Genomic DNA, 16629 nt, shown 5'->3' with positions numbered 1-16629 from the left:
GGGCGGGGCCGCGCGGCGGTCGGCGGGTGGCATCATGGGCGCTTCTCGGGCTGTATCGAGCTTGGATGGCAAGGCTTGTGGCCCAGCCCTGATTCGCGGCCCTGGCGGACAATGGCAAAGCCCGCATGCCGCCGGCTTCACGCCGGGCGGCGCGCTTCCCTTTGTAACGCCCGGCATGGCGGTCTAGTTTACTTGGTGTGGATGACAGATCGCGCACGCTGCCGGCGTGCGCCCAAAGGGAAAAGCCATGAAGAAGGAAACCTGGCGCCTGGTCGCGCATGGGCGCGTGCAGGGCGTGGGCTACCGCGCCGCCTGCGCCGACGCGGCGGACGACCTTGAGCTTGGCGGCTGGGTGCGCAACCGGCTCGACGGCACCGTCGAGGTGATGGCGCACGGCACGGTCAGGCAGCTCGAAGCCCTGCAGGCGTGGATGGAACAGGGCCCGCCGGCCGCGCAGGTGACGCTGGTCGAGGTCGGGCCTGGGGAAGGGGAGTTTGCCGGTTTCGAATTCCGGCCGACGATCTGATGGACTAGGCCGCGGTCCAGTCGACCGGCGTGCGGCCGTTCGCTTCCAGCCAGCGGTTGGCCTCGCGGAAGTGCCCGCAGCCCAGGAAGCCCCGGTGCGCCGACAGCGGCGACGGATGCGGCGCTTCCAGCACGCAGTGGCCGGCGCCCAGCAGCGGCTTCTTGGCCTGCGCGTGGCTGCCCCACAGCATGAACACAAGACTCGGGCGGCTGGCGGCGAGGTTCTGGATCAGGCAATCGGTGACGGCTTCCCAGCCTCGCCGCGCATGGCTGGCGGCCTGGCCCTGTTCCACCGTCAGCACGGTGTTGAGCAGCAGCACGCCCTGGCGCGCCCAGCCTTCCAGGTTGCCGGAGGCGCGCGGCGCGCAGTTGTCGTTGGCACCGAACTCCGCGGCGATTTCCTTGAAGATGTTGCGCAGGCTGGGCGGCACCCTGATGCCTTCCGGCACCGAGAACGCCAGCCCGTGCGCCTGCGGCAGCTCAACGCCGCCGACCGTGCCGGTGCCGTGGTAGGGGTCCTGGCCCAGGATCACCACCTTGACCGCGTCGGGCGGGGTCAGGTGCAGCGCGTGGAAGACATGGTGCGGGAATACCGGCTTGCCGGCGGCACGTTCGCCGTCGACAAAGGCGGCCAGCTCCTGCCACGCCGGCACGCGGATGCACGGGTCCAGCAATGTGCGCCAGGCGGCGGGCAGCGCGTCGGCCTGGGCCTGCAGGCTGGCGGCAGGGGACGGCTCGCCGGGGACGCGGGGGGCTTCGGCGGCGAAGAGATCGGCTTGCATGTGTAAGGAAAGCTTGGCGGGAAAACCGCGATTATGAGGCCTTGCCTTCGGCGATTCCCGCCAGGCGGTAGCCGCGGGCGGCCTTGCTAAGGTCCGACGGTGCCAGCGCGGCAACGGTGGCCAGCCGCGCGGCAAAGGCGCGCAGGGCATCGGCCGCGTGCGCGGCGTCGCCATCGAGCCATTCCAGTTCGAGTTCCTGGATGGGTTCCTGCGCGGCGCTGGCCGGCGCGGCGATGGTGCCGGTGTCGAGCGCGGCCTCGATGCGGGCGCCGTCCTGCGTGACCAGCCAGGTGCGGCGGACGAAGTCGGTGCGGAACACCGGTGCCAGCCGGCCGATCAGTGGCGCGAGCACGGTTTGCGCTTCCGCGGGAAAGGTTTGCAGCTCGATGGCCTCGCCGGCGATCTCCGTCTCCCATTCATGGCGCGTGGCCAGGCCGCCCTGGCTGCTGCCGGCGGTCTTCAGCGTCTGCAGCCATTGCGCGCCCTTGCGGCGCAGCCGCAGCGCGGCGCGCGCCTGTGCCAGCTCACGTTGCGGGGTATCGAGGTAGACGTTGAGCAGCGTGGCTTCGCCCTGCGGGGCGCCGTTGGCGTCGAGCCAGGCGGCCAGCGGGGCCAGAGCGTCGTCGGGGACGGCGAGTTTCAGTTCGATTTCCTGGGGCATGGCAGCAGGCGATTTCAGAGGGTTGGCGAGGGCGATGTCTTTCCAGTCACCGCTAGCCGGCCCCCTCTCCCGCTTGCGGGAGAAGGGAGCAAACCGCCAGCGTGCGTCGGCAGGCGTTAGCTCAGGCAAACAGCCGTGCCAGCTCCACGCCCGGATCCGGCGCCCGCATAAACGCTTCGCCCACCAGGAACGCATGCACGTTGGCATCGCGCATGCGCTTCACATCGGCCTGGCCGAGGATGCCGGACTCGGTCACCACCAGCTTGTCGGCCGGCATATGCGGCAGCAGGTCCAGCGTGTTGTCCAGCGACACCTCGAAGGTGCGCAGGTTGCGGTTGTTCACGCCGAGCAGCGGCGTTTTCAGGCGCAGCGCCGCGTCGAGCTCGTCGTCGCCGTGCACTTCCACCAGCACATCCATGCCGAGCTCAAGCGCACAGGCTTCCAGTTCGGCCATCAGGCCCGGGTCCAGCGCGGCGACGATCAGCAGGATGCAGTCGGCGCCCCAGGTGCGCGCTTCATACACCTGGTACAGGTCGACCATGAAGTCCTTGCGCAGGGCCGGCAATGGGCAGGCGCCGCGGGCGCGCTTCAGGTAGTCGGCGTGTCCCTGGAAGAAGTTCACGTCGGTCAGCACCGATAAACAGGCAGCGCCATGGCTGGCGTAGCTTTCGGCAATGGCCTCGGGCACGAAGTGCTCGCGCAGCACGCCCTTGGACGGCGATGCCTTCTTGACCTCGGCGATCACGCCGGCCTGGCCGGCGGCGATCTTCTCGCGCAGCGCGCGCTCAAAGCCGCGCGGTGCCAGGCCCGGCTCAGTGCGCAGGCTTTCGGCCTCCGCGCGCAGGCTGGGCAGGTCGCGCTTCTTGCGTGCGGCGGCGACCTCGTCGGCCTTTACGGCCAGGATCTTTTGCAGGATGTCGGACATATTCGCGTCTCTTACTTGAACTGCTGGGTGGCGCGCACGAACTGGTCGAGCTTCTCTTGCGCCGCGCCGCTGGCAATCGCCTCGCGCGCGCGGCGGATGCCGTCTTCGACGGAGTCGGCCACGTTGGCGGCGTACAGCGCGGTGCCGGCGTTCAGCGAGACGATCTCGCGCGGCGTGCCCGGTACGTTGGTCAGCGCTTCAAGCAGCATTTCCTTCGACTCCGTCGCATCGGCCACCTTCAGGCCGCGGTTGGAGATCATCTGCAGGCCGAAGTCCTCGGGGTGGATCTCATATTCGCGCACCTCGCCGTCCTTCAGTTCGCCCACCAGCGTGGCGGCGCCAAGCGAGACCTCGTCCATGCCGTCCTTGCCGTACACCACGATGGCATGCTTCGCGCCCAGGCGCTGCATCACGCGCACCTGGATGCCGACCAGGTCGGGATGGAACACGCCCATCAGGATGTTGGGCGCATCGGCCGGGTTGGTCAGCGGGCCCAGGATATTGAAGATGGTGCGCACGCCCATCTCCTTGCGGATCGGGGCGACGTTCTTCATCGCCGGGTGGTGCGTGGGCGCGAACATGAAGCCGATGCCGGTCTCTTCGATGCACTGGCCGACCTGCTCGGGCGTCAGCATGATGTTCACGCCCAGCGCTTCCAGCACGTCCGCGCTGCCCGACTTGGAGCTGACGCCGCGGTTGCCATGCTTGGCGATCCTGGCGCCGGCGGCGGCCGCGACGAACATCGATGCGGTCGAGATATTGAAGGTGTGCGAGCCATCGCCGCCGGTGCCGACGATATCGACGAAGTTTTCGCGATCGGCCACCGGCACCTTGTTGGCGAACTCGCGCATCACCTGCGCGGCGGCGGAGATCTCGCCGATGGTTTCCTTCTTGACGCGCAGGCCGGTCAGGATTGCGGCGGCCATCACCGGCGAGATCTGCCCCTGCATGATCTGCCGCATCAGGTGCAGCATCTCGTCATGGAAGATTTCGCGGTGCTCGATGCAGCGCGTCAGGGCTTCTTGCGGCGTGATCATGGCGTTCTCGTTGACAGTCTGGATGGCGTGGTGCGGGCTGGAAGGTGCGGAATCGAGCAGTCTCATCGCGGCGCCTTGACGAAGTTGGCCAGCAGCGCATGGCCATGTTCGGACAGGATCGACTCGGGATGGAACTGCACGCCTTCAACGGCGAGCGTCTTGTGGCGCACGCCCATGATCTCGCCGTCCGGGGTCCAGGCGGTGATCTCCAGGCAATCGGGCAGGGTTTCGCGCTCGATCGCAAGTGAATGATAGCGCGTCACGTCGAAGTGCCTGGGCAGTCCGGCGAACACGCCTTGCTGCGTGGTCTCGATGGTGCTGACCTTGCCGTGCATCACCTGCTTGGCGCGGATCACCTTGCCGCCAAAGGCCTCGCCGATGGCCTGGTGGCCCAGGCACACGCCCAGCAGCGGGATCTTGCCGGCAAAGTGCTGCAGCGCCGCCACCGAGATGCCGGCTTCCTTCGGGCTGCACGGCCCGGGCGAGACGCAGATGTGGTCCGGCTTGAGCGCCTCGATCTCCTCGATGGTGATCTCGTCGTTGCGGTAGGTGCGCACGTCCTCGCCCAGTTCGCCGAAATACTGGACCAGGTTATAGGTGAACGAATCGTAGTTGTCGATCATCAGCAGCATGGCGTCTGTCTCCTGTTCTCTCAGATGTCGGAGTCCAGGCCATCCTGGACCTGCTCGGCGGCGCGGATCACGGCGCGCGCCTTGGCTTCGGTTTCCCTCCATTCGGCTTCGGGATCCGAGTCGGCAACGATGCCGGCGGCGGCTTGCACGTAGAGGTTGCCGTCCTTGACGATGCCGGTGCGGATCGCGATCGCCAGGTCCATCTCGCCGCCGAACGACAGGTAGCCCACCGCGCCGCCATAGATGCCACGCTTGCGCGGTTCCAGCTCGTCGATGATCTCCATCGCATGGACCTTGGGCGCGCCCGACAGCGTGCCGGCCGGGAAGGTCGCGCGCAGCACGTCCAGGTTGCTGATGCCTTCGCGCAGCGTGCCTTCGACCGAGCTGACGATATGCTGCACGTGCGAGTACTTCTCGATCACCATCTTGTCGGTGACCTTGACCGAACCGGTTTCGGCGATGCGGCCGATATCGTTGCGCGCAAGGTCGATCAGCATCACGTGCTCGGCGATCTCCTTCGGATCCTGCAGCAGCTCGGTGGCGAGCTGGGCGTCCTTCTCCGGCGTATTGCCACGCGGGCGCGTGCCGGCCAGCGGGCGGATGGTGACGATGTGTTCGCTGCGCATGTCGCCGTTGGTGCCGACCTTGCGCTCTTCCTGGCGCACCAGGATCTCCGGCGAGGCGCCCACCACCTGGAAGTCGCCGAAGTTGTAGAAGTACATGTACGGCGACGGGTTCAGCGAACGCAGCGCGCGGTACAGCGAAAGCGGCGCGTCACGGTAAGGCTTGACCAGGCGCTGCCCGATCTGCACCTGCATCATGTCGCCGGCCATGATGTATTCCTTGGCCTTGTGCACCGCGGCCAGGTAGTCGGCCTTGGCGAATTCGCGGTAGACCTCGGTCTGCACCGACGGGCTGGTGACCGGCACATCCACCGGCTGGCGCAGCTTCATGCGCAGCTCGCGCAGGCGCTGGCGGGCGCGCGAATAGGCTTCCGGCGTGGTCGGGTCGGCGTAGACGATCAGGTAGAGCTTGCCCGACAGGTTGTCGATGACGGCCAGTTCCTCGCACAGCAGCAGCTGGATGTCCGGCAGGTTCAGGTCATCGGGCTTGTGCGTGTCGGCGAGCTTCTTCTCGATATAGCGCACCGCGTCGTAGCCGAAGTAGCCGGCCAGGCCGCCGCAGAAGCGTGGCAGCCCCGGGCGCAGCGCCACCTTGAAGCGCTGTTCGAACTCGGCGATGAAGTCGAGCGGGTTGCCTTCGTGGGTTTCCACCACCTTGCCGTCGGTCACCACCTCGGTGCGGTTGCCGAAGGCGCGCAGCAGCGTGCGGGCATGCAGGCCGATAAACGAAAAGCGCCCGAAGCGCTCGCCGCCCACCACCGATTCCAGCAGGAAGGTGTTGACGCCGCGCGTCTGCGACTGGGCCAGCTTCAGGTACAGCGACAGCGGCGTTTCCAGGTCGGCAAAGGCCTCGGCGATCAGCGGGATGCGGTTGTAGCCCTGGTCGGCCAGCGATTTGAATTCCAGTTCGGTCATGTCGGTCCTCTTGTGCGGCGCGCGCTGCGCGGTGGAGGGGCGCGGCGCCGCTTGTCGGCAATCAGGCTGGAGCGAATGGATACCCGCCCCGTTGGCGGGCCGTGGTGCAAGCGGCTTGCGGACAAGACTGCACACGGCCGGGGAAGGGCGTGCGGCGCGTTCTTGAGCTAAACGTAGCACACGAATATGGCGGCTACGCTGGCTTGCGGCGGGTTTTGGTGGGAATGCCCGGCAGCTGGGCCGGTGTGGCGAGGCCCTCGGGTCGAGGGCTCGTCAGCAGACTCGCGAACGCACTTTACGCCTGTTGGGAGGCGCGCCAGCGACGCCAGGGCCAAGCCTGCCGATCACTGCCAGAAGAGATGCGTTTGCGGTTGAGAAACATGAAATGTTTGGGGTTTGGTCGGGATCGACGAAATTTCGGACTATCGATGACCTGCCCAGTGTGCTGCAAACAGCGCTGCGGCGTGGGCAATGGAGTCGACTATACCATCGGCGTCAACGGCTTGTACAGGGTTGCCATGGTTGTAGCCATAGGGCACCAGCAGCACGCCCATGCCGGCCGCGCGGGCCGCCTGCGCGTCGTTTTCCGAGTCGCCCAGCGCCGCCATTGCCGACGGCTCCAGCCCGAAGGCGTCGGCCACTTTCAGCAGCGGGAAGGGGTCGGGCTTGCGCAGCGGGAAGGCGTCGCCACCGTAGACCAGCTCGAAGTACTGGGCGAGGCCGGTCTTGGCCAGCAGCGGCTCGGTGAAGCTGTAGGGCTTGTTGGTCACGCAGGCCAGGCGCAGCCCGGCCGCCTTCATCGCCGCCAGGCCTTCGCGCACGCCGGGGTAGACCTGCGAGAACTGGCCGTTGATGCGGATGTACTCGCGGTCGTACAGCGCATAGGCGTCGGCGAACAGGCTGTTGGCGTGCAGCGGCGAGAAGCGCGCGTCCAGCACGCGCCGGATCAGGTTTTCCGAGCCCTTGCCGACATAGCTGACGATCTCCGCCTCCGACATCGGCGCTGCCGGCCCCAGGTTGGGGTGCTGGCGGCCCAGCGCCAGCAGCATGGCGTTGATCGAGGCGTGGAAGTCGCCCGCGGTGTCGACCATGGTGCCGTCGAGGTCGACGATCACGCCTTCGATGCCGCGCCAGTCGTTGCGGCGCAGGAACACGCCCTCGGTCATTGCCCGGCCTTGGCCAGTTCGCCGCGCAGCGCCGAGATGATGCCGCGGTAACCGCCGTCCGCATCGGGCTTGCCGAACACGGCCGAGCCCGCCACGAAGGTGTCGGCGCCGGCCGCGGCGATCTCGGCGATGTTGTCTACCTTCACGCCGCCGTCCACTTCCAGCAGGATGGTGCGGCCGGTGCGGGCGGTGTACTCATCGATGCGCTGGCGCACGGCGCGCAGCTTGTTGAGCGTCTCGGGAATGAACGACTGGCCGCCGAAGCCCGGGTTGACCGACATCAGCAGGATCACGTCCAGGCGGTCCATCACGTGGTCCAGGTGGTGCAGCGGCGTGGCCGGGTTGAACACCAGGCCGGCCTGGCAGCCGTGGTCGCGGATCAGCGCGAGCGAGCGGTCCACGTGCTCGCTGGCTTCCGGGTGGAAGGTGATGATATTGGCGCCCGCCTTGGCAAAGTCCGGGATGATCCGGTCCACCGGGCGCACCATCAGGTGCACGTCGATCGGCGCGGTCACGTGCGGGCGGATCGCCTCGCACACCAGCGGGCCCACGGTCAGGTTGGGCACGTAATGGTTGTCCATCACGTCGAAGTGGATCCAGTCGGCGCCGGCCTCGGTCACGCGGCGCACTTCCTCGCCCAGGCGGGCAAAGTCGGCGGACAGGATGGACGGGGCGATGCGGTAGGTGGGCGTGCTCATGTCGGCGGCTAGTAGGTGGGGTGCTGGGGAATGCTGTTTTTTGCGTCTCTGGCGCGCCCAGGGGCGGGCGCCAGAGGGGATCAGGCGGGGCGTCCGGCGCGGCCCGGACCTGAAAGGGCTATATTCTACCGCTGCCCCGGCGCTCGGTGATCTTGCCCGTGCTCTTGCCCGTGCCGCGGCCATCCCGCACAATGCGGCTACCCACTTCCCTGCCTGGCGCCTCACGCCGGCCCTGCCCACGATGAGCGAGTACGCTTTCTCCGTCTCGGTACGCACCCAGTACCTGCCGGACCAGTCAGAACCTGAGCGCGGGCGCCATGCCTTCGCCTACACCATTACCATCCACAATACCGGCGAGGTGGCGGCGCAGCTGATCTCGCGCCACTGGGTCATCACCGACAGCGACAACGGCACGCAGGAAGTGGCGGGCCTGGGCGTGGTCGGCCACCAGCCGCTGCTCAAGCCGGGCGAGCATTTCGAATACACCAGCTGGGCCACCATCTCGACCCCGGTGGGATCGATGAAGGGCGAATACTTCTGCGTGGCCGAGGACGGCCACCGCTTCGAGGTACCGATCCCTGAATTCGCGCTGGTGCTGCCGCGCATGCTGCACTGACCCTGCCGGGAACCTATTGGCGCGATGCGCTGTCCTGATCCTGCGGCGGCGCTTCAGCGGCGCCCTGCGCCGGCTGGCGCGACGGATGCTCGGACGGGGCGCGCGTGGGACGCGGGTTCGTTTTCGCCGTGCCCATGGTCCAGACCACGATAAAGATCAGCAGGAACAGCGCCACGCCGGCTTCCAGGGCGAACAGCAGCATGGGATGGGCTTCGAAGAACTTGCTCATGGCGGATGCAGCGCAGGCCCGCGGGGGCGCAGGCGGTGGTTGAAGGATGACGGTGGGATTGTAGGGGCAATCGGCCCCGCAAGCTGCGCCGGCCCGGATTTTGAACAATAGCAAGATGGCATACGCAGACTCTTTCCCGATTTCCCCGGTTTCTCCCTGGCGCTCGCTGCGCATTCGCGGCTGGCTGGCGCTGTCCGGCGCGGCCGTGCTGCTGGCCGGCTGCATGAGCGGCCCGCCGCCGCGCATCGAGACCGGCCCGGCCGGCACCACGCCGCCGACGGCCTCGTCGCAGAAAGGCAGTCTGCAGGCCGCCAGCTGGGCCGAGATCGGCGGCTGGGCCCAGGACGACGTGCGCGCCGCCTGGCCCGCGCTGCAGGCCAGCTGCCAGGCGCTGAAGAAGCGCGCCGAGTGGAGCCGCGCCTGTGCCGCCGGCATGATGGTCGATGCCGGCAACCTCAACGCCATGCGCGCCTATTTCGAAAGCAACTTCCAGCCGTACCGCGTGGTCAACGGCGATGGCACTGACTACGGCCTGATCACCGGCTACTACGAACCGATCCTGCACGGCTCGCGCACGCGCCAGGGCAAGTTCCAGGTGCCGCTGTACCGCAAGCCGGCGCAGTTCGGCAACCGCCCGCTGCCGGCCCGCGCCGAGCTGCTGCAGAACCCGGCCATGCGCGGCAGCGAGCTGGTCTGGGTGGATGACGCGGTCGAGGCCGCCTTCCTGCAGATCCAGGGCTCGGGCCGCATCCGCATGGCCGATGGCAGCATCATGCGGGTGGGCTTCGGCGGCACCAACGAACAGCCGTTCCGCTCCTTCGGCAAATGGCTGCTGGACCGCGGCGAGATCACGCCGGCACAGGCCACCATGCAGGGCATCAAGGCGTGGGCGCGCGCCAACCCGGGCCGCGTCGACGAGATGCTCAACATCAACCCGCGCTTTGTCTTCTTCCGCGAGCTGCCGGCCAACAACGACGGCCCGGTGGGCGCGCTGGGCGTGCCGCTGACCGCGGAGCGCTCGATCGCGGTCGACCCGGCCACCATCCCGCTGGGGGTGCCGGTATTCCTGTCGACCACGCGCCCGCTGTCGACCGAGCCGATCCAGCGGCTGATGTTCGCGCAGGACACCGGCAGCGCCATCAAGGGCGGGGTGCGCGCGGATTTCTTCTGGGGTGCGGGCGATGCCGCCGGCGAGACCGCGGGCCGCATGAAGCAGGGCGGCCGCATGTGGGTGCTGATGCCGCGCAGCTGACCTCGGCAACGCAAAAAGGGCGCCATCGCGGCGCCCTTTCTTCATGGTGGACAGCCCTCAGCGCGGGCGCTGGTCGACGATCCGCCGCGCCTTGCCCACCGAGCGCTCGACGCCGCCCTCCGGCAGCACCTCGATGCCGGCGGTGACGCCGATATAGGCCTTGATCTCCTGCGCCAGCCGCTCGCGCGCGCCTTGCGCCAGCGCGGGCTCGCTGCCGTGGGCGCATTCCACGCGCACCGTCAGCGTGTCCATGTGGCCGTCCTTGGCCAGCACGCACTGGTAGTGCGGCGCCAGCTCGGCGTGCTTGAGGATCAGTTCCTCGATCTGCGACGGGAACACGTTGACCCCGCGCACGATCATCATGTCGTCGGTGCGGCCGGTGATCTTCTCCATGCGGCGGAATGCCGGGCGCGCCGTGCCCGGCAGCAGCCGGGTCAGGTCGCGGGTGCGGTAGCGCACCACAGGCATCGCCTCCTTGGTCAGCGAGGTGAACACCAGCTCGCCGAACTCCCCGTCGGGCAGCACTGCGCCGGTGTCGGGATCGATGATCTCGGGGTAGAAATGGTCTTCCCAGATGGTCGGCCCGTCCTTGGTCTCGGCGCACTCATTGGCCACGCCCGGGCCCATCACCTCTGACAGGCCATAGATATCGACTGCCGAGATGCCCATGCGCTTCTCGATCGCCAGCCGCATTTCCGGCGTCCACGGCTCCGCGCCGAAGATGCCCACGCGCAGCGAGCTGCTGGCCGGGTCGATGCCCTGGCGCTCGAACTCGTCGGCGATCGCCAGCATATAGCTGGGCGTCACCATGATGACCTCGGGCTTGAAGTCCTGGATCAGCTGCACCTGGCGCTCGGTCTGGCCGCCGCCGAAGGGGATCGCGGTCAGGCCGGCCTTTTCCACGCCGTAGTGGGCGCCCAGGCCGCCGGTAAAGAGCCCGTAGCCGTAGCTGATGTGCACCTTGTCGCCGCGCCGCGCGCCCGAGGCGCGGATCGAGCGCGCCATCACCGTGGCCCAGTTGTCGATGTCCTGGAGCGTGTAGCCGACCACGGTGGGCTTGCCGGTGGTGCCGGACGAGGCGTGGATGCGCGCCACGCGGTCCTGCGGCACCGCGAACATGCCGAACGGGTAGTTGTCGCGCAGGTCCTGCTTGCTGGTGAACGGGAAGCGCGCCAGGTCGGCCAGCGAATGCAGCTGGTCGGGGTGGACCCCGGCTTCGTCGAACTTGCGGCGGTACACCGGCGAATTGGCGTAGGCGTGGTTGAGCGACCATCTCAGCCGCTCCAGCTGCAAGGCCTGCAGCTCGGCGCGGCTGGCGGTCTCGATCGCATCCAGGGGCAGATCGGTCAGGCGCGTGCTCATGTCGTCTCCTGCACGGGGGCGTTTATCTTAAGTATCTTGCCGGATTTGCTCAGGTGCCTTTCGTCCCTTCCGGCGGCGGCACCACATGTCCCCTGATCTGCGCCGACTTGCCGCGGAACATCGCCACCACCTGGCCCGCGGCGTTGGTCACGCGGATATCGTAGATGCCGTGCCGGCCGGACAGGACCTGCTCGGTGGCCTCGGCGGTCAGCACGTCGCCGCCGTGCACGGGCTTGAGGAACTCGATGCTGCAACCTGCCGCCACGGTGTTGATGTTATGGCTGTTGCAGGCAAAAGCGAAGGTCGAATCGGCCAGCGTGAACATCAGGCCGCCGTGGCAGATGCCGTGCCCGTTGAGGAATTCCTTGCGCACCGGCATGGTCAGCCGGGCGTAGCCGGGCCGCACGGCCTCGACCGTGATGCCCAGCCAGCGGCTGCAGGTGTCGGCTTCATACATGGCGGCGGCGGCCGCTTCGGCGAGGGCCTGGGGGTCCTGTTTCAAGCTGGTCTCCTATATAGAGTGGCGGGCAGGCCCGCGCGGCTTACTTGCCGGTGAAGTGCGGGGCGCGCTTTTCGAGGAAGGCGTTGACGCCCTCAGCATAGTCGGCGGACTGGCCGAGCTCGCGCTGCAGGTCGCGCTCCAGGTCCAGCTGGGCGTCCAGCGTGGCGGTGGCGCTGGCATGCATGGCGCGCTTGATCGCGGCCAGCGCGCGGGTCGGCTGCCCGGCCAGGTGCGTGGCCAGCGCCAGCGCCTGTTCCGGCAGCAGCGGGTCGTCCATGGTCTCCCAGACCAGCCCCCATTTCTCGGCCTCTTCGGCGCTCAGCCGCTCGCCGGTCATGGCCAGGCCCAGCGCGCGCGCCATGCCGATGCGCTTCGGCAGCAGCCAGGAGCCGCCCGAATCCGGCACCAGCCCGATCTTGACGAAAGCCTGGATAAAGCTGGCCGAGCGCGCCGCCAGCACCATGTCGCAGGCCAGCGCCAGGTTGGCGCCGGCGCCGGCCGCGGTGCCGTTGACCGCGGCCACCACTGGCAGCGGCAGGGCCTGCAGCCGGCGGATCAGCGGGTTGAACCAGGTATCGATCAGCTCGCCCAGGTCGGTCATGTGCCCCGGCGTGAAATCCAGGTCGGCCAGGTCCTGGCCGGCGCAGAAGCCACGGCCCGCACCGGTCAGCAGCAGGGCGCGCGCGCCGCCGGCCTCGACATGGTCGAGCGCCTGCTGCAGCGCCTGGTGCATCGCGCGGGTGAAGCTGTTGAGCTTGTCGGGGCGGTTCAGGGTGATCACGGCCACCGGGCCCTGCCATTGCAGCAAGACCGGGCCGGCATCGATGCTGACCGGCTGGCCAGCGGAGGTGGACATCGGGGGCATTGGGTTGTCTCCTGCCGGATATTTTGTCGCGGTCGGCGCGGGCGGCTGTTGTCGACGGCGCCTCTTAAATAAACCGACCAGTCGGTCGGCAAATGTTAGCACTATTTTTGGGCTGCCGGTTGGCACGTGGCTTCCAAGGCCGGCAGGGTCCGCAATGCCGGGCGCGGGCGTCGCTCTATAATCGCGCTGCCAACAACAATCTGAAACCTGCCGGCCGACATCTGTGTGCGGATCCCGGCATGCTCGCCTATTCGCTTTGGAATTCCTATGAAGAAGATCGCTGCATTACTCCTGATTTCGTCCGTGGCGCTGTTTGCGGCGTGCGGCAAGAAAGAAGCGGCCTCCGCTGCCGGCGCCGACACGGCCACCAAGATCATTGTCGGCCTGGACGACAACTTCCCGCCCATGGGTTTTCGCGATAACAACAACGAGCTGGTCGGCTTCGATATCGACATGGCCAAGGAGGCCAGCCGCCGTCTCGGCATGACGGTCGAGTTCAAGCCGATCGACTGGAGCGCCAAGGAGGCGGAACTTAACGGCAAGCGCGTGGATGTGCTGTGGAACGGGCTGACCATCACCGAAGAGCGCAAGAAGAACATCAGCTTCACCGCGCCCTATATGACCAACCACCAGATCGTCATCGTCGGTGCCAGCTCGCCGGTGAAAGCCAAGGCCGACCTGGCCGGCCGCATCGTCGGCGCGCAGGACGGCAGCAGCGCGGTGGATGCGATCAAGAAGGAAAGCCAGGTCGCCGCCAGTCTGAAGGAACTCAAGACCTTCGGCGATAACGTGACGGCGCTGATGGACCTGTCGACCGGCCGCCTTGACGCAATTGTGGTGGATGAAGTGGTAGGCCGCTACCTGATCAGCAAGCGTGCCGGCGAATACAAGGTGCTGGAGGAAAACTTCGGCACGGAAGAATATGGCGTCGGCGTGCGCAAGGATGACGCCGAGCTGCTCGGCAAGCTCGACAAGACCCTGGCCTCGATGAAGCAGGATGGCACGGCAGCCCGCATCGCCACCCAGTGGTTCGGCACTGACATCACCAAGTAATCCAGACGCTGCGTGACGCCCTGCGCCGTTCAGGCAGGGCGCCGCGCCATGTCCGGACCCAGGGCGCCGTCCCGGCGCCCGGGATCCCACCTCCTTCTTGTTTCGCGCGAGCATGGACTACGTCTTATCTCTTCTGGCGCCATTGGCGCAGGGTGCGCAAGTCACGCTCACACTATTCGCCATCACGCTCGCCCTGTCAGTGCCGCTGGGGCTGGCGCTGGCGCTGGCACGCATCTCGTCATGGCCGTGGCTGAGCGGCCTGGTCAATGGCTATATCTGGCTGATGCGCGGCACGCCGCTGATGCTGCAGATGCTGTTTATTTATTTCGCACTGCCGTTCGTGCCCGTCATCGGCGTGCGCCTGCCTGACTTTCCCGCGGCGGTGGTGGCTTTCGCCCTGAACTACGCGGCCTATTTCGCGGAAATCTTCCGCGCCGGGATCAAGTCGGTCGATCGCGGCCAGTATGAGGCCAGCAAGGCGCTGGGCATGACCTATTTCCAGACCATGCGGCGGGTCGTGCTGCCGCAGATGGTCAGCCGGGTGTTGCCGCCGGTCAGCAATGAAACCATTACGCTGATCAAGGACACGTCCCTGATCTACGTGCTGGCCCTCAACGATATTCTTCGCACCGCGCGCGGCATCGTGCAGCGTGATTTCACCACCACGCCTTTTCTGGTCGCTGCGCTCTTCTATCTGGTGATGACGCTGATTCTGACCTGGTTCTTCCAGAATCTCGAAAAACGCTATGCCAAACATGATGACTAGCCCGACCGGCGCCAATTCCCACAATGCGCCCGGCATCATGATCGCGGCGCGGGATCTGTTCAAATCGTTCGGGCCACTGGAGGTCTTGCGCGGTGTCTCCCTGACCTTGCGCAAGGGGGATGTCACCGCGGTGATCGGGCCCTCGGGCTCGGGCAAGAGTACCTTGCTGCGCTGCCTGAATCATCTTGAGGTGATTGACCGCGGCACCCTTGAAATCGAAGGCGAGGCGCTGACAGCCGCCGGCCCTGACGGCACAGCCAGATATGTGCCGGACGCTGAAGTGCGGCGCATCTGCCGGAAGATGGGCATGGTGTTCCAGTCGTTCAACCTGTTTCCGCATATGACGGTGCTGCAGAACATCATCGAAGCCCCCATGACCGTCAAGGGACTGGCGCGCGACGCGGTGGTGCCCAAGGCCGAAGAGCTGCTGCGCAAGGTCGGCCTGCTGGCCAAGCGGGACAGCTACCCGGCGCGCCTGTCCGGCGGCCAGAAGCAGCGGGTGGCGATTGCGCGGGCGCTGGCCATGGAGCCCGACATCATGCTGTTCGACGAGCCGACCTCGGCGCTGGACCCGGAACTGACCGGGGAGGTGCTGCGCACCATGCGGCAACTGGCCGAAGAACATATGACCATGCTGGTCGTCACGCATGAGATGGGGTTTGCGCGGGAAGTGGCAAACCACGTCGTGTTCATGGATGAGGGCAGGATTCTTGAGGAAGGGTCGCCTGAGGAAGTGTTCGGGACCCCAGCTCACGCGCGCACCCGCGAATTCCTGGCGCACATGCTCTAGGGGGCGCCTGCGCCGCCACGCCACAACAGGTGGCAGAATAGCCCGCAGCCGGTGGCGACAGTGCCATCCGCCTGCAAATACATAGGAGAAGACATGCCGTACGAAAACATCCTGGTCGAAACCCGTGGCCGTGTTGGCCTGGTCACGCTGAACCGCCCGAAGGCCCTGAACGCGCTCAATGACGCGCTGATGGACGAGCTTGGCGCCGCGCTGACCGCCTTCGACCAGGATGAGGGCATCGGCGCCATCGTCATTACCGGCAGCGAGCGCGCCTTTGCCGCCGGCGCCGATATCGGCATGATGGCCAAGTATTCCTTCATGGATGTGTACAAGGGCGATTACATCACGCGCAACTGGGAAACCATCCGCAAGATCCGCAAGCCGGTGATTGCCGGCGTGGCCGGCTATGCGCTGGGCGGCGGCTGCGAGCTGGCGATGATGTGCGACATCATCATCGCGGCGGATTCGGCCAAGTTCGGCCAGCCCGAGGTGAAGCTGGGCACCATGCCCGGCGCCGGCGGCACCCAGCGCCTGCCGCGCGCGGTGTCCAAGGCCAAGGCCATGGACCTGTGCCTGACCTCGCGCATGATGGATGCCGCCGAAGCCGAGCGCTCGGGCCTGGTGTCGCGCGTGGTGCCGGCCGACAAGCTGCTGGACGAAGTGCTGGCAGCCGCCGAGACCATCGCCGGGTTCTCGCTGCCGGTGGTCATGATGATCAAGGAGTCGGTCAACGCCGCCTACGAGACCACGCTGGCCGAAGGCGTGCACTTCGAGCGCCGGCTGTTCCATGCCACCTTCGCCAGCGAAGACCAGAAGGAAGGCATGGCGGCTTTCGTCGAGAAGCGCAGCCCGAATTTCCAGCATCGCTAAGGCCCGGATCAGGGAATACCCGAGGGCAGTGCGGGGGTATTATGTTTCTCCCGCACTCGTCATTTCGGGGATTTCCTTTGCCACTCAATGGCTTACGACATAATCCCCGGAACCCCTAGCGGATCGTTGTGACAAAGTTGTTGCAAGGTGCGCGAATCCGGCCTAATATTCGCCCCCTCGCAACACACAACGCAGCGCTGCAAAGCAGACGCAGCAAGGGATGCGGGGTCGACCGGAAGGGTTGGCGCAGCGAAGTTGGCGCGCTGGCCGCAGCAAAAAAAGTTGCTGAAACGGTTGACGAAACGAAGAAAGCTCTGCATAATCTCGTTTCTCTGCTGCAGACAACGCAGCGGCGCTGAA

Annotated in this window: 20 protein-coding genes; 7 read left to right on the top strand and 13 right to left on the bottom strand. The window is 66.8% G+C overall.

What is annotated here, in order from left to right; all coding sequences use genetic code 11:
• Positions 1 to 247: 247 nt before the first annotated feature.
• The gene (locus AC3WQZ_RS33855) at positions 248 to 526 is read left to right on the top strand and encodes an acylphosphatase (RefSeq protein ID WP_010809896.1); all 279 of its coding nucleotides are present in this window, start codon (positions 248 to 250) and stop codon (positions 524 to 526) included.
• 4 nt (positions 527 to 530) lie between these two features.
• Here the strand turns inward: AC3WQZ_RS33855 and AC3WQZ_RS33850 are convergent, their stop codons facing one another.
• From AC3WQZ_RS33850 to rpe, 8 genes are all read right to left on the bottom strand, one after another.
• A complete protein-coding gene (locus AC3WQZ_RS33850; RefSeq protein WP_439668294.1) occupies positions 531 to 1307 on the bottom strand; it encodes a uracil-DNA glycosylase in 777 nt (258 codons plus the stop codon).
• A 31-nt stretch (positions 1308 to 1338) separates the two neighbouring features.
• Positions 1339 to 1968: a CYTH domain-containing protein gene (locus AC3WQZ_RS33845; protein ID WP_492302017.1), complete on the bottom strand. Its 630-nt coding sequence runs from the start codon at positions 1966 to 1968 to the stop codon at positions 1339 to 1341.
• Between the two features lie 121 nt (positions 1969 to 2089).
• A complete protein-coding gene (trpC, locus tag AC3WQZ_RS33840; protein WP_010809899.1) occupies positions 2090 to 2893 on the bottom strand; it encodes an indole-3-glycerol phosphate synthase TrpC in 804 nt (267 codons plus the stop codon).
• Positions 2894 to 2904: 11 nt separating this feature from the next.
• Positions 2905 to 3930: an anthranilate phosphoribosyltransferase gene (gene trpD, locus AC3WQZ_RS33835; RefSeq protein ID WP_143010719.1), complete on the bottom strand. Its 1026-nt coding sequence runs from the start codon at positions 3928 to 3930 to the stop codon at positions 2905 to 2907.
• A gap of 62 nt (positions 3931 to 3992) precedes the next feature.
• The gene (locus tag AC3WQZ_RS33830) at positions 3993 to 4562 is read right to left on the bottom strand and encodes an aminodeoxychorismate/anthranilate synthase component II (protein ID WP_010809901.1); all 570 of its coding nucleotides are present in this window, start codon (positions 4560 to 4562) and stop codon (positions 3993 to 3995) included.
• 20 nt (positions 4563 to 4582) lie between these two features.
• Positions 4583 to 6100: an anthranilate synthase component I gene (gene trpE, locus AC3WQZ_RS33825; protein WP_010809902.1), complete on the bottom strand. Its 1518-nt coding sequence runs from the start codon at positions 6098 to 6100 to the stop codon at positions 4583 to 4585.
• 422 nt (positions 6101 to 6522) lie between these two features.
• Positions 6523 to 7266: a phosphoglycolate phosphatase gene (gene gph, locus AC3WQZ_RS33820; protein WP_010809903.1), complete on the bottom strand. Its 744-nt coding sequence runs from the start codon at positions 7264 to 7266 to the stop codon at positions 6523 to 6525.
• Complete coding sequence (rpe, locus tag AC3WQZ_RS33815; protein ID WP_010809904.1) at positions 7263 to 7964, bottom strand: ribulose-phosphate 3-epimerase; 702 nt, start codon at positions 7962 to 7964, stop codon at positions 7263 to 7265. Before rpe ends, gph begins: the two co-directional genes overlap by 4 nt.
• Positions 7965 to 8205: 241 nt before the next feature.
• Between rpe and apaG the strand changes: the two genes are divergently transcribed.
• Positions 8206 to 8580: a Co2+/Mg2+ efflux protein ApaG gene (apaG, locus tag AC3WQZ_RS33810; RefSeq protein ID WP_010809905.1), complete on the top strand. Its 375-nt coding sequence runs from the start codon at positions 8206 to 8208 to the stop codon at positions 8578 to 8580.
• A gap of 13 nt (positions 8581 to 8593) precedes the next feature.
• Here apaG and AC3WQZ_RS33805 read toward each other — a convergent pair whose 3' ends face one another.
• Entirely contained in the window at positions 8594 to 8809 is a 216-nt protein-coding gene (locus AC3WQZ_RS33805) for a hypothetical protein (RefSeq protein WP_011616104.1), read from the bottom strand.
• 115 nt (positions 8810 to 8924) lie between these two features.
• Between AC3WQZ_RS33805 and mltA the strand changes: the two genes are divergently transcribed.
• Positions 8925 to 10061 carry a murein transglycosylase A gene (mltA, locus tag AC3WQZ_RS33800; protein ID WP_010809907.1) on the top strand — a complete coding sequence of 379 codons (1137 nt, stop codon included), beginning with the start codon at positions 8925 to 8927 and terminating at the stop codon, positions 10059 to 10061.
• Positions 10062 to 10118: 57 nt separating this feature from the next.
• Here mltA and paaK read toward each other — a convergent pair whose 3' ends face one another.
• Genes paaK through paaG form a run of 3 tightly spaced genes read right to left on the bottom strand, consistent with a single transcriptional unit; the run spans position 10119 to position 12790 of the window.
• On the bottom strand, positions 10119 to 11423 hold the full coding sequence (gene paaK / locus AC3WQZ_RS33795) for a phenylacetate--CoA ligase PaaK (RefSeq protein ID WP_011616103.1): 1305 nt from the start codon (positions 11421 to 11423) through the stop codon (positions 10119 to 10121).
• 49 nt (positions 11424 to 11472) lie between these two features.
• On the bottom strand, positions 11473 to 11925 hold the full coding sequence (gene paaI / locus AC3WQZ_RS33790) for a hydroxyphenylacetyl-CoA thioesterase PaaI (RefSeq protein WP_492302016.1): 453 nt from the start codon (positions 11923 to 11925) through the stop codon (positions 11473 to 11475).
• Positions 11926 to 11965: 40 nt separating this feature from the next.
• Positions 11966 to 12790: a 2-(1,2-epoxy-1,2-dihydrophenyl)acetyl-CoA isomerase PaaG gene (paaG, locus tag AC3WQZ_RS33785; RefSeq protein ID WP_011616102.1), complete on the bottom strand. Its 825-nt coding sequence runs from the start codon at positions 12788 to 12790 to the stop codon at positions 11966 to 11968.
• A 267-nt stretch (positions 12791 to 13057) separates the two neighbouring features.
• Between paaG and AC3WQZ_RS33780 the strand changes: the two genes are divergently transcribed.
• The 4 genes from AC3WQZ_RS33780 to AC3WQZ_RS33765 all read left to right on the top strand — a co-directional run bounded on the left by AC3WQZ_RS33780 (position 13058) and on the right by AC3WQZ_RS33765 (position 16269).
• Positions 13058 to 13843 carry an amino acid ABC transporter substrate-binding protein gene (locus tag AC3WQZ_RS33780; RefSeq protein ID WP_010809911.1) on the top strand — a complete coding sequence of 262 codons (786 nt, stop codon included), beginning with the start codon at positions 13058 to 13060 and terminating at the stop codon, positions 13841 to 13843.
• A 112-nt stretch (positions 13844 to 13955) separates the two neighbouring features.
• Positions 13956 to 14609 (top strand): amino acid ABC transporter permease, encoded by a 654-nt coding sequence (locus AC3WQZ_RS33775; protein WP_010809912.1) that lies wholly within the window; start codon positions 13956 to 13958, stop codon positions 14607 to 14609.
• A gap of 37 nt (positions 14610 to 14646) precedes the next feature.
• The gene (locus tag AC3WQZ_RS33770; RefSeq protein ID WP_010809913.1) at positions 14647 to 15399 is read left to right on the top strand and encodes an amino acid ABC transporter ATP-binding protein; all 753 of its coding nucleotides are present in this window, start codon (positions 14647 to 14649) and stop codon (positions 15397 to 15399) included.
• 93 nt (positions 15400 to 15492) lie between these two features.
• Entirely contained in the window at positions 15493 to 16269 is a 777-nt protein-coding gene (locus AC3WQZ_RS33765; protein WP_010809914.1) for an enoyl-CoA hydratase, read from the top strand.
• A gap of 92 nt (positions 16270 to 16361) precedes the next feature.
• Here the strand turns inward: AC3WQZ_RS33765 and AC3WQZ_RS33760 are convergent.
• A partial coding sequence (locus tag AC3WQZ_RS33760) for a hypothetical protein (protein WP_492302014.1) occupies positions 16362 to 16629 on the bottom strand: 268 nt, incomplete at its 5' end.

The sequence above is a fragment of the Cupriavidus sp. FW305-26 genome (genome assembly GCF_058787975.1).
This window is presented reverse-complemented; position numbering and strand designations above follow the sequence as displayed.

Excerpts from the sequence above, each read along its gene's own strand:
- mltA (WP_010809907.1), top strand. The coding sequence starts at position 8,925 with ATGGCATACGCAGACTCTTTCCCGATTTCCCCGGTTTCTCCCTGGCGC.
- trpD (WP_143010719.1), bottom strand. The coding sequence starts at position 3,930 with ATGATCACGCCGCAAGAAGCCCTGACGCGCTGCATCGAGCACCGCGAA.
- AC3WQZ_RS33855 (WP_010809896.1), top strand. The coding sequence starts at position 248 with ATGAAGAAGGAAACCTGGCGCCTGGTCGCGCATGGGCGCGTGCAGGGC.
- paaK (WP_011616103.1), bottom strand. The coding sequence starts at position 11,423 with ATGAGCACGCGCCTGACCGATCTGCCCCTGGATGCGATCGAGACCGCC.
- rpe (WP_010809904.1), bottom strand. The coding sequence starts at position 7,964 with ATGAGCACGCCCACCTACCGCATCGCCCCGTCCATCCTGTCCGCCGAC.
- AC3WQZ_RS33850 (WP_439668294.1), bottom strand. The coding sequence starts at position 1,307 with ATGCAAGCCGATCTCTTCGCCGCCGAAGCCCCCCGCGTCCCCGGCGAG.
- trpE (WP_010809902.1), bottom strand. The coding sequence starts at position 6,100 with ATGACCGAACTGGAATTCAAATCGCTGGCCGACCAGGGCTACAACCGC.
- apaG (WP_010809905.1), top strand. The coding sequence starts at position 8,206 with ATGAGCGAGTACGCTTTCTCCGTCTCGGTACGCACCCAGTACCTGCCG.
- AC3WQZ_RS33765 (WP_010809914.1), top strand. The coding sequence starts at position 15,493 with ATGCCGTACGAAAACATCCTGGTCGAAACCCGTGGCCGTGTTGGCCTG.
- trpC (WP_010809899.1), bottom strand. The coding sequence starts at position 2,893 with ATGTCCGACATCCTGCAAAAGATCCTGGCCGTAAAGGCCGACGAGGTC.
- AC3WQZ_RS33830 (WP_010809901.1), bottom strand. The coding sequence starts at position 4,562 with ATGCTGCTGATGATCGACAACTACGATTCGTTCACCTATAACCTGGTC.
- AC3WQZ_RS33770 (WP_010809913.1), top strand. The coding sequence starts at position 14,647 with ATGATCGCGGCGCGGGATCTGTTCAAATCGTTCGGGCCACTGGAGGTC.
- gph (WP_010809903.1), bottom strand. The coding sequence starts at position 7,266 with ATGACCGAGGGCGTGTTCCTGCGCCGCAACGACTGGCGCGGCATCGAA.
- paaG (WP_011616102.1), bottom strand. The coding sequence starts at position 12,790 with ATGCCCCCGATGTCCACCTCCGCTGGCCAGCCGGTCAGCATCGATGCC.
- AC3WQZ_RS33805 (WP_011616104.1), bottom strand. The coding sequence starts at position 8,809 with ATGAGCAAGTTCTTCGAAGCCCATCCCATGCTGCTGTTCGCCCTGGAA.
- AC3WQZ_RS33775 (WP_010809912.1), top strand. The coding sequence starts at position 13,956 with ATGGACTACGTCTTATCTCTTCTGGCGCCATTGGCGCAGGGTGCGCAA.
- AC3WQZ_RS33780 (WP_010809911.1), top strand. The coding sequence starts at position 13,058 with ATGAAGAAGATCGCTGCATTACTCCTGATTTCGTCCGTGGCGCTGTTT.
- AC3WQZ_RS33845 (WP_492302017.1), bottom strand. The coding sequence starts at position 1,968 with ATGCCCCAGGAAATCGAACTGAAACTCGCCGTCCCCGACGACGCTCTG.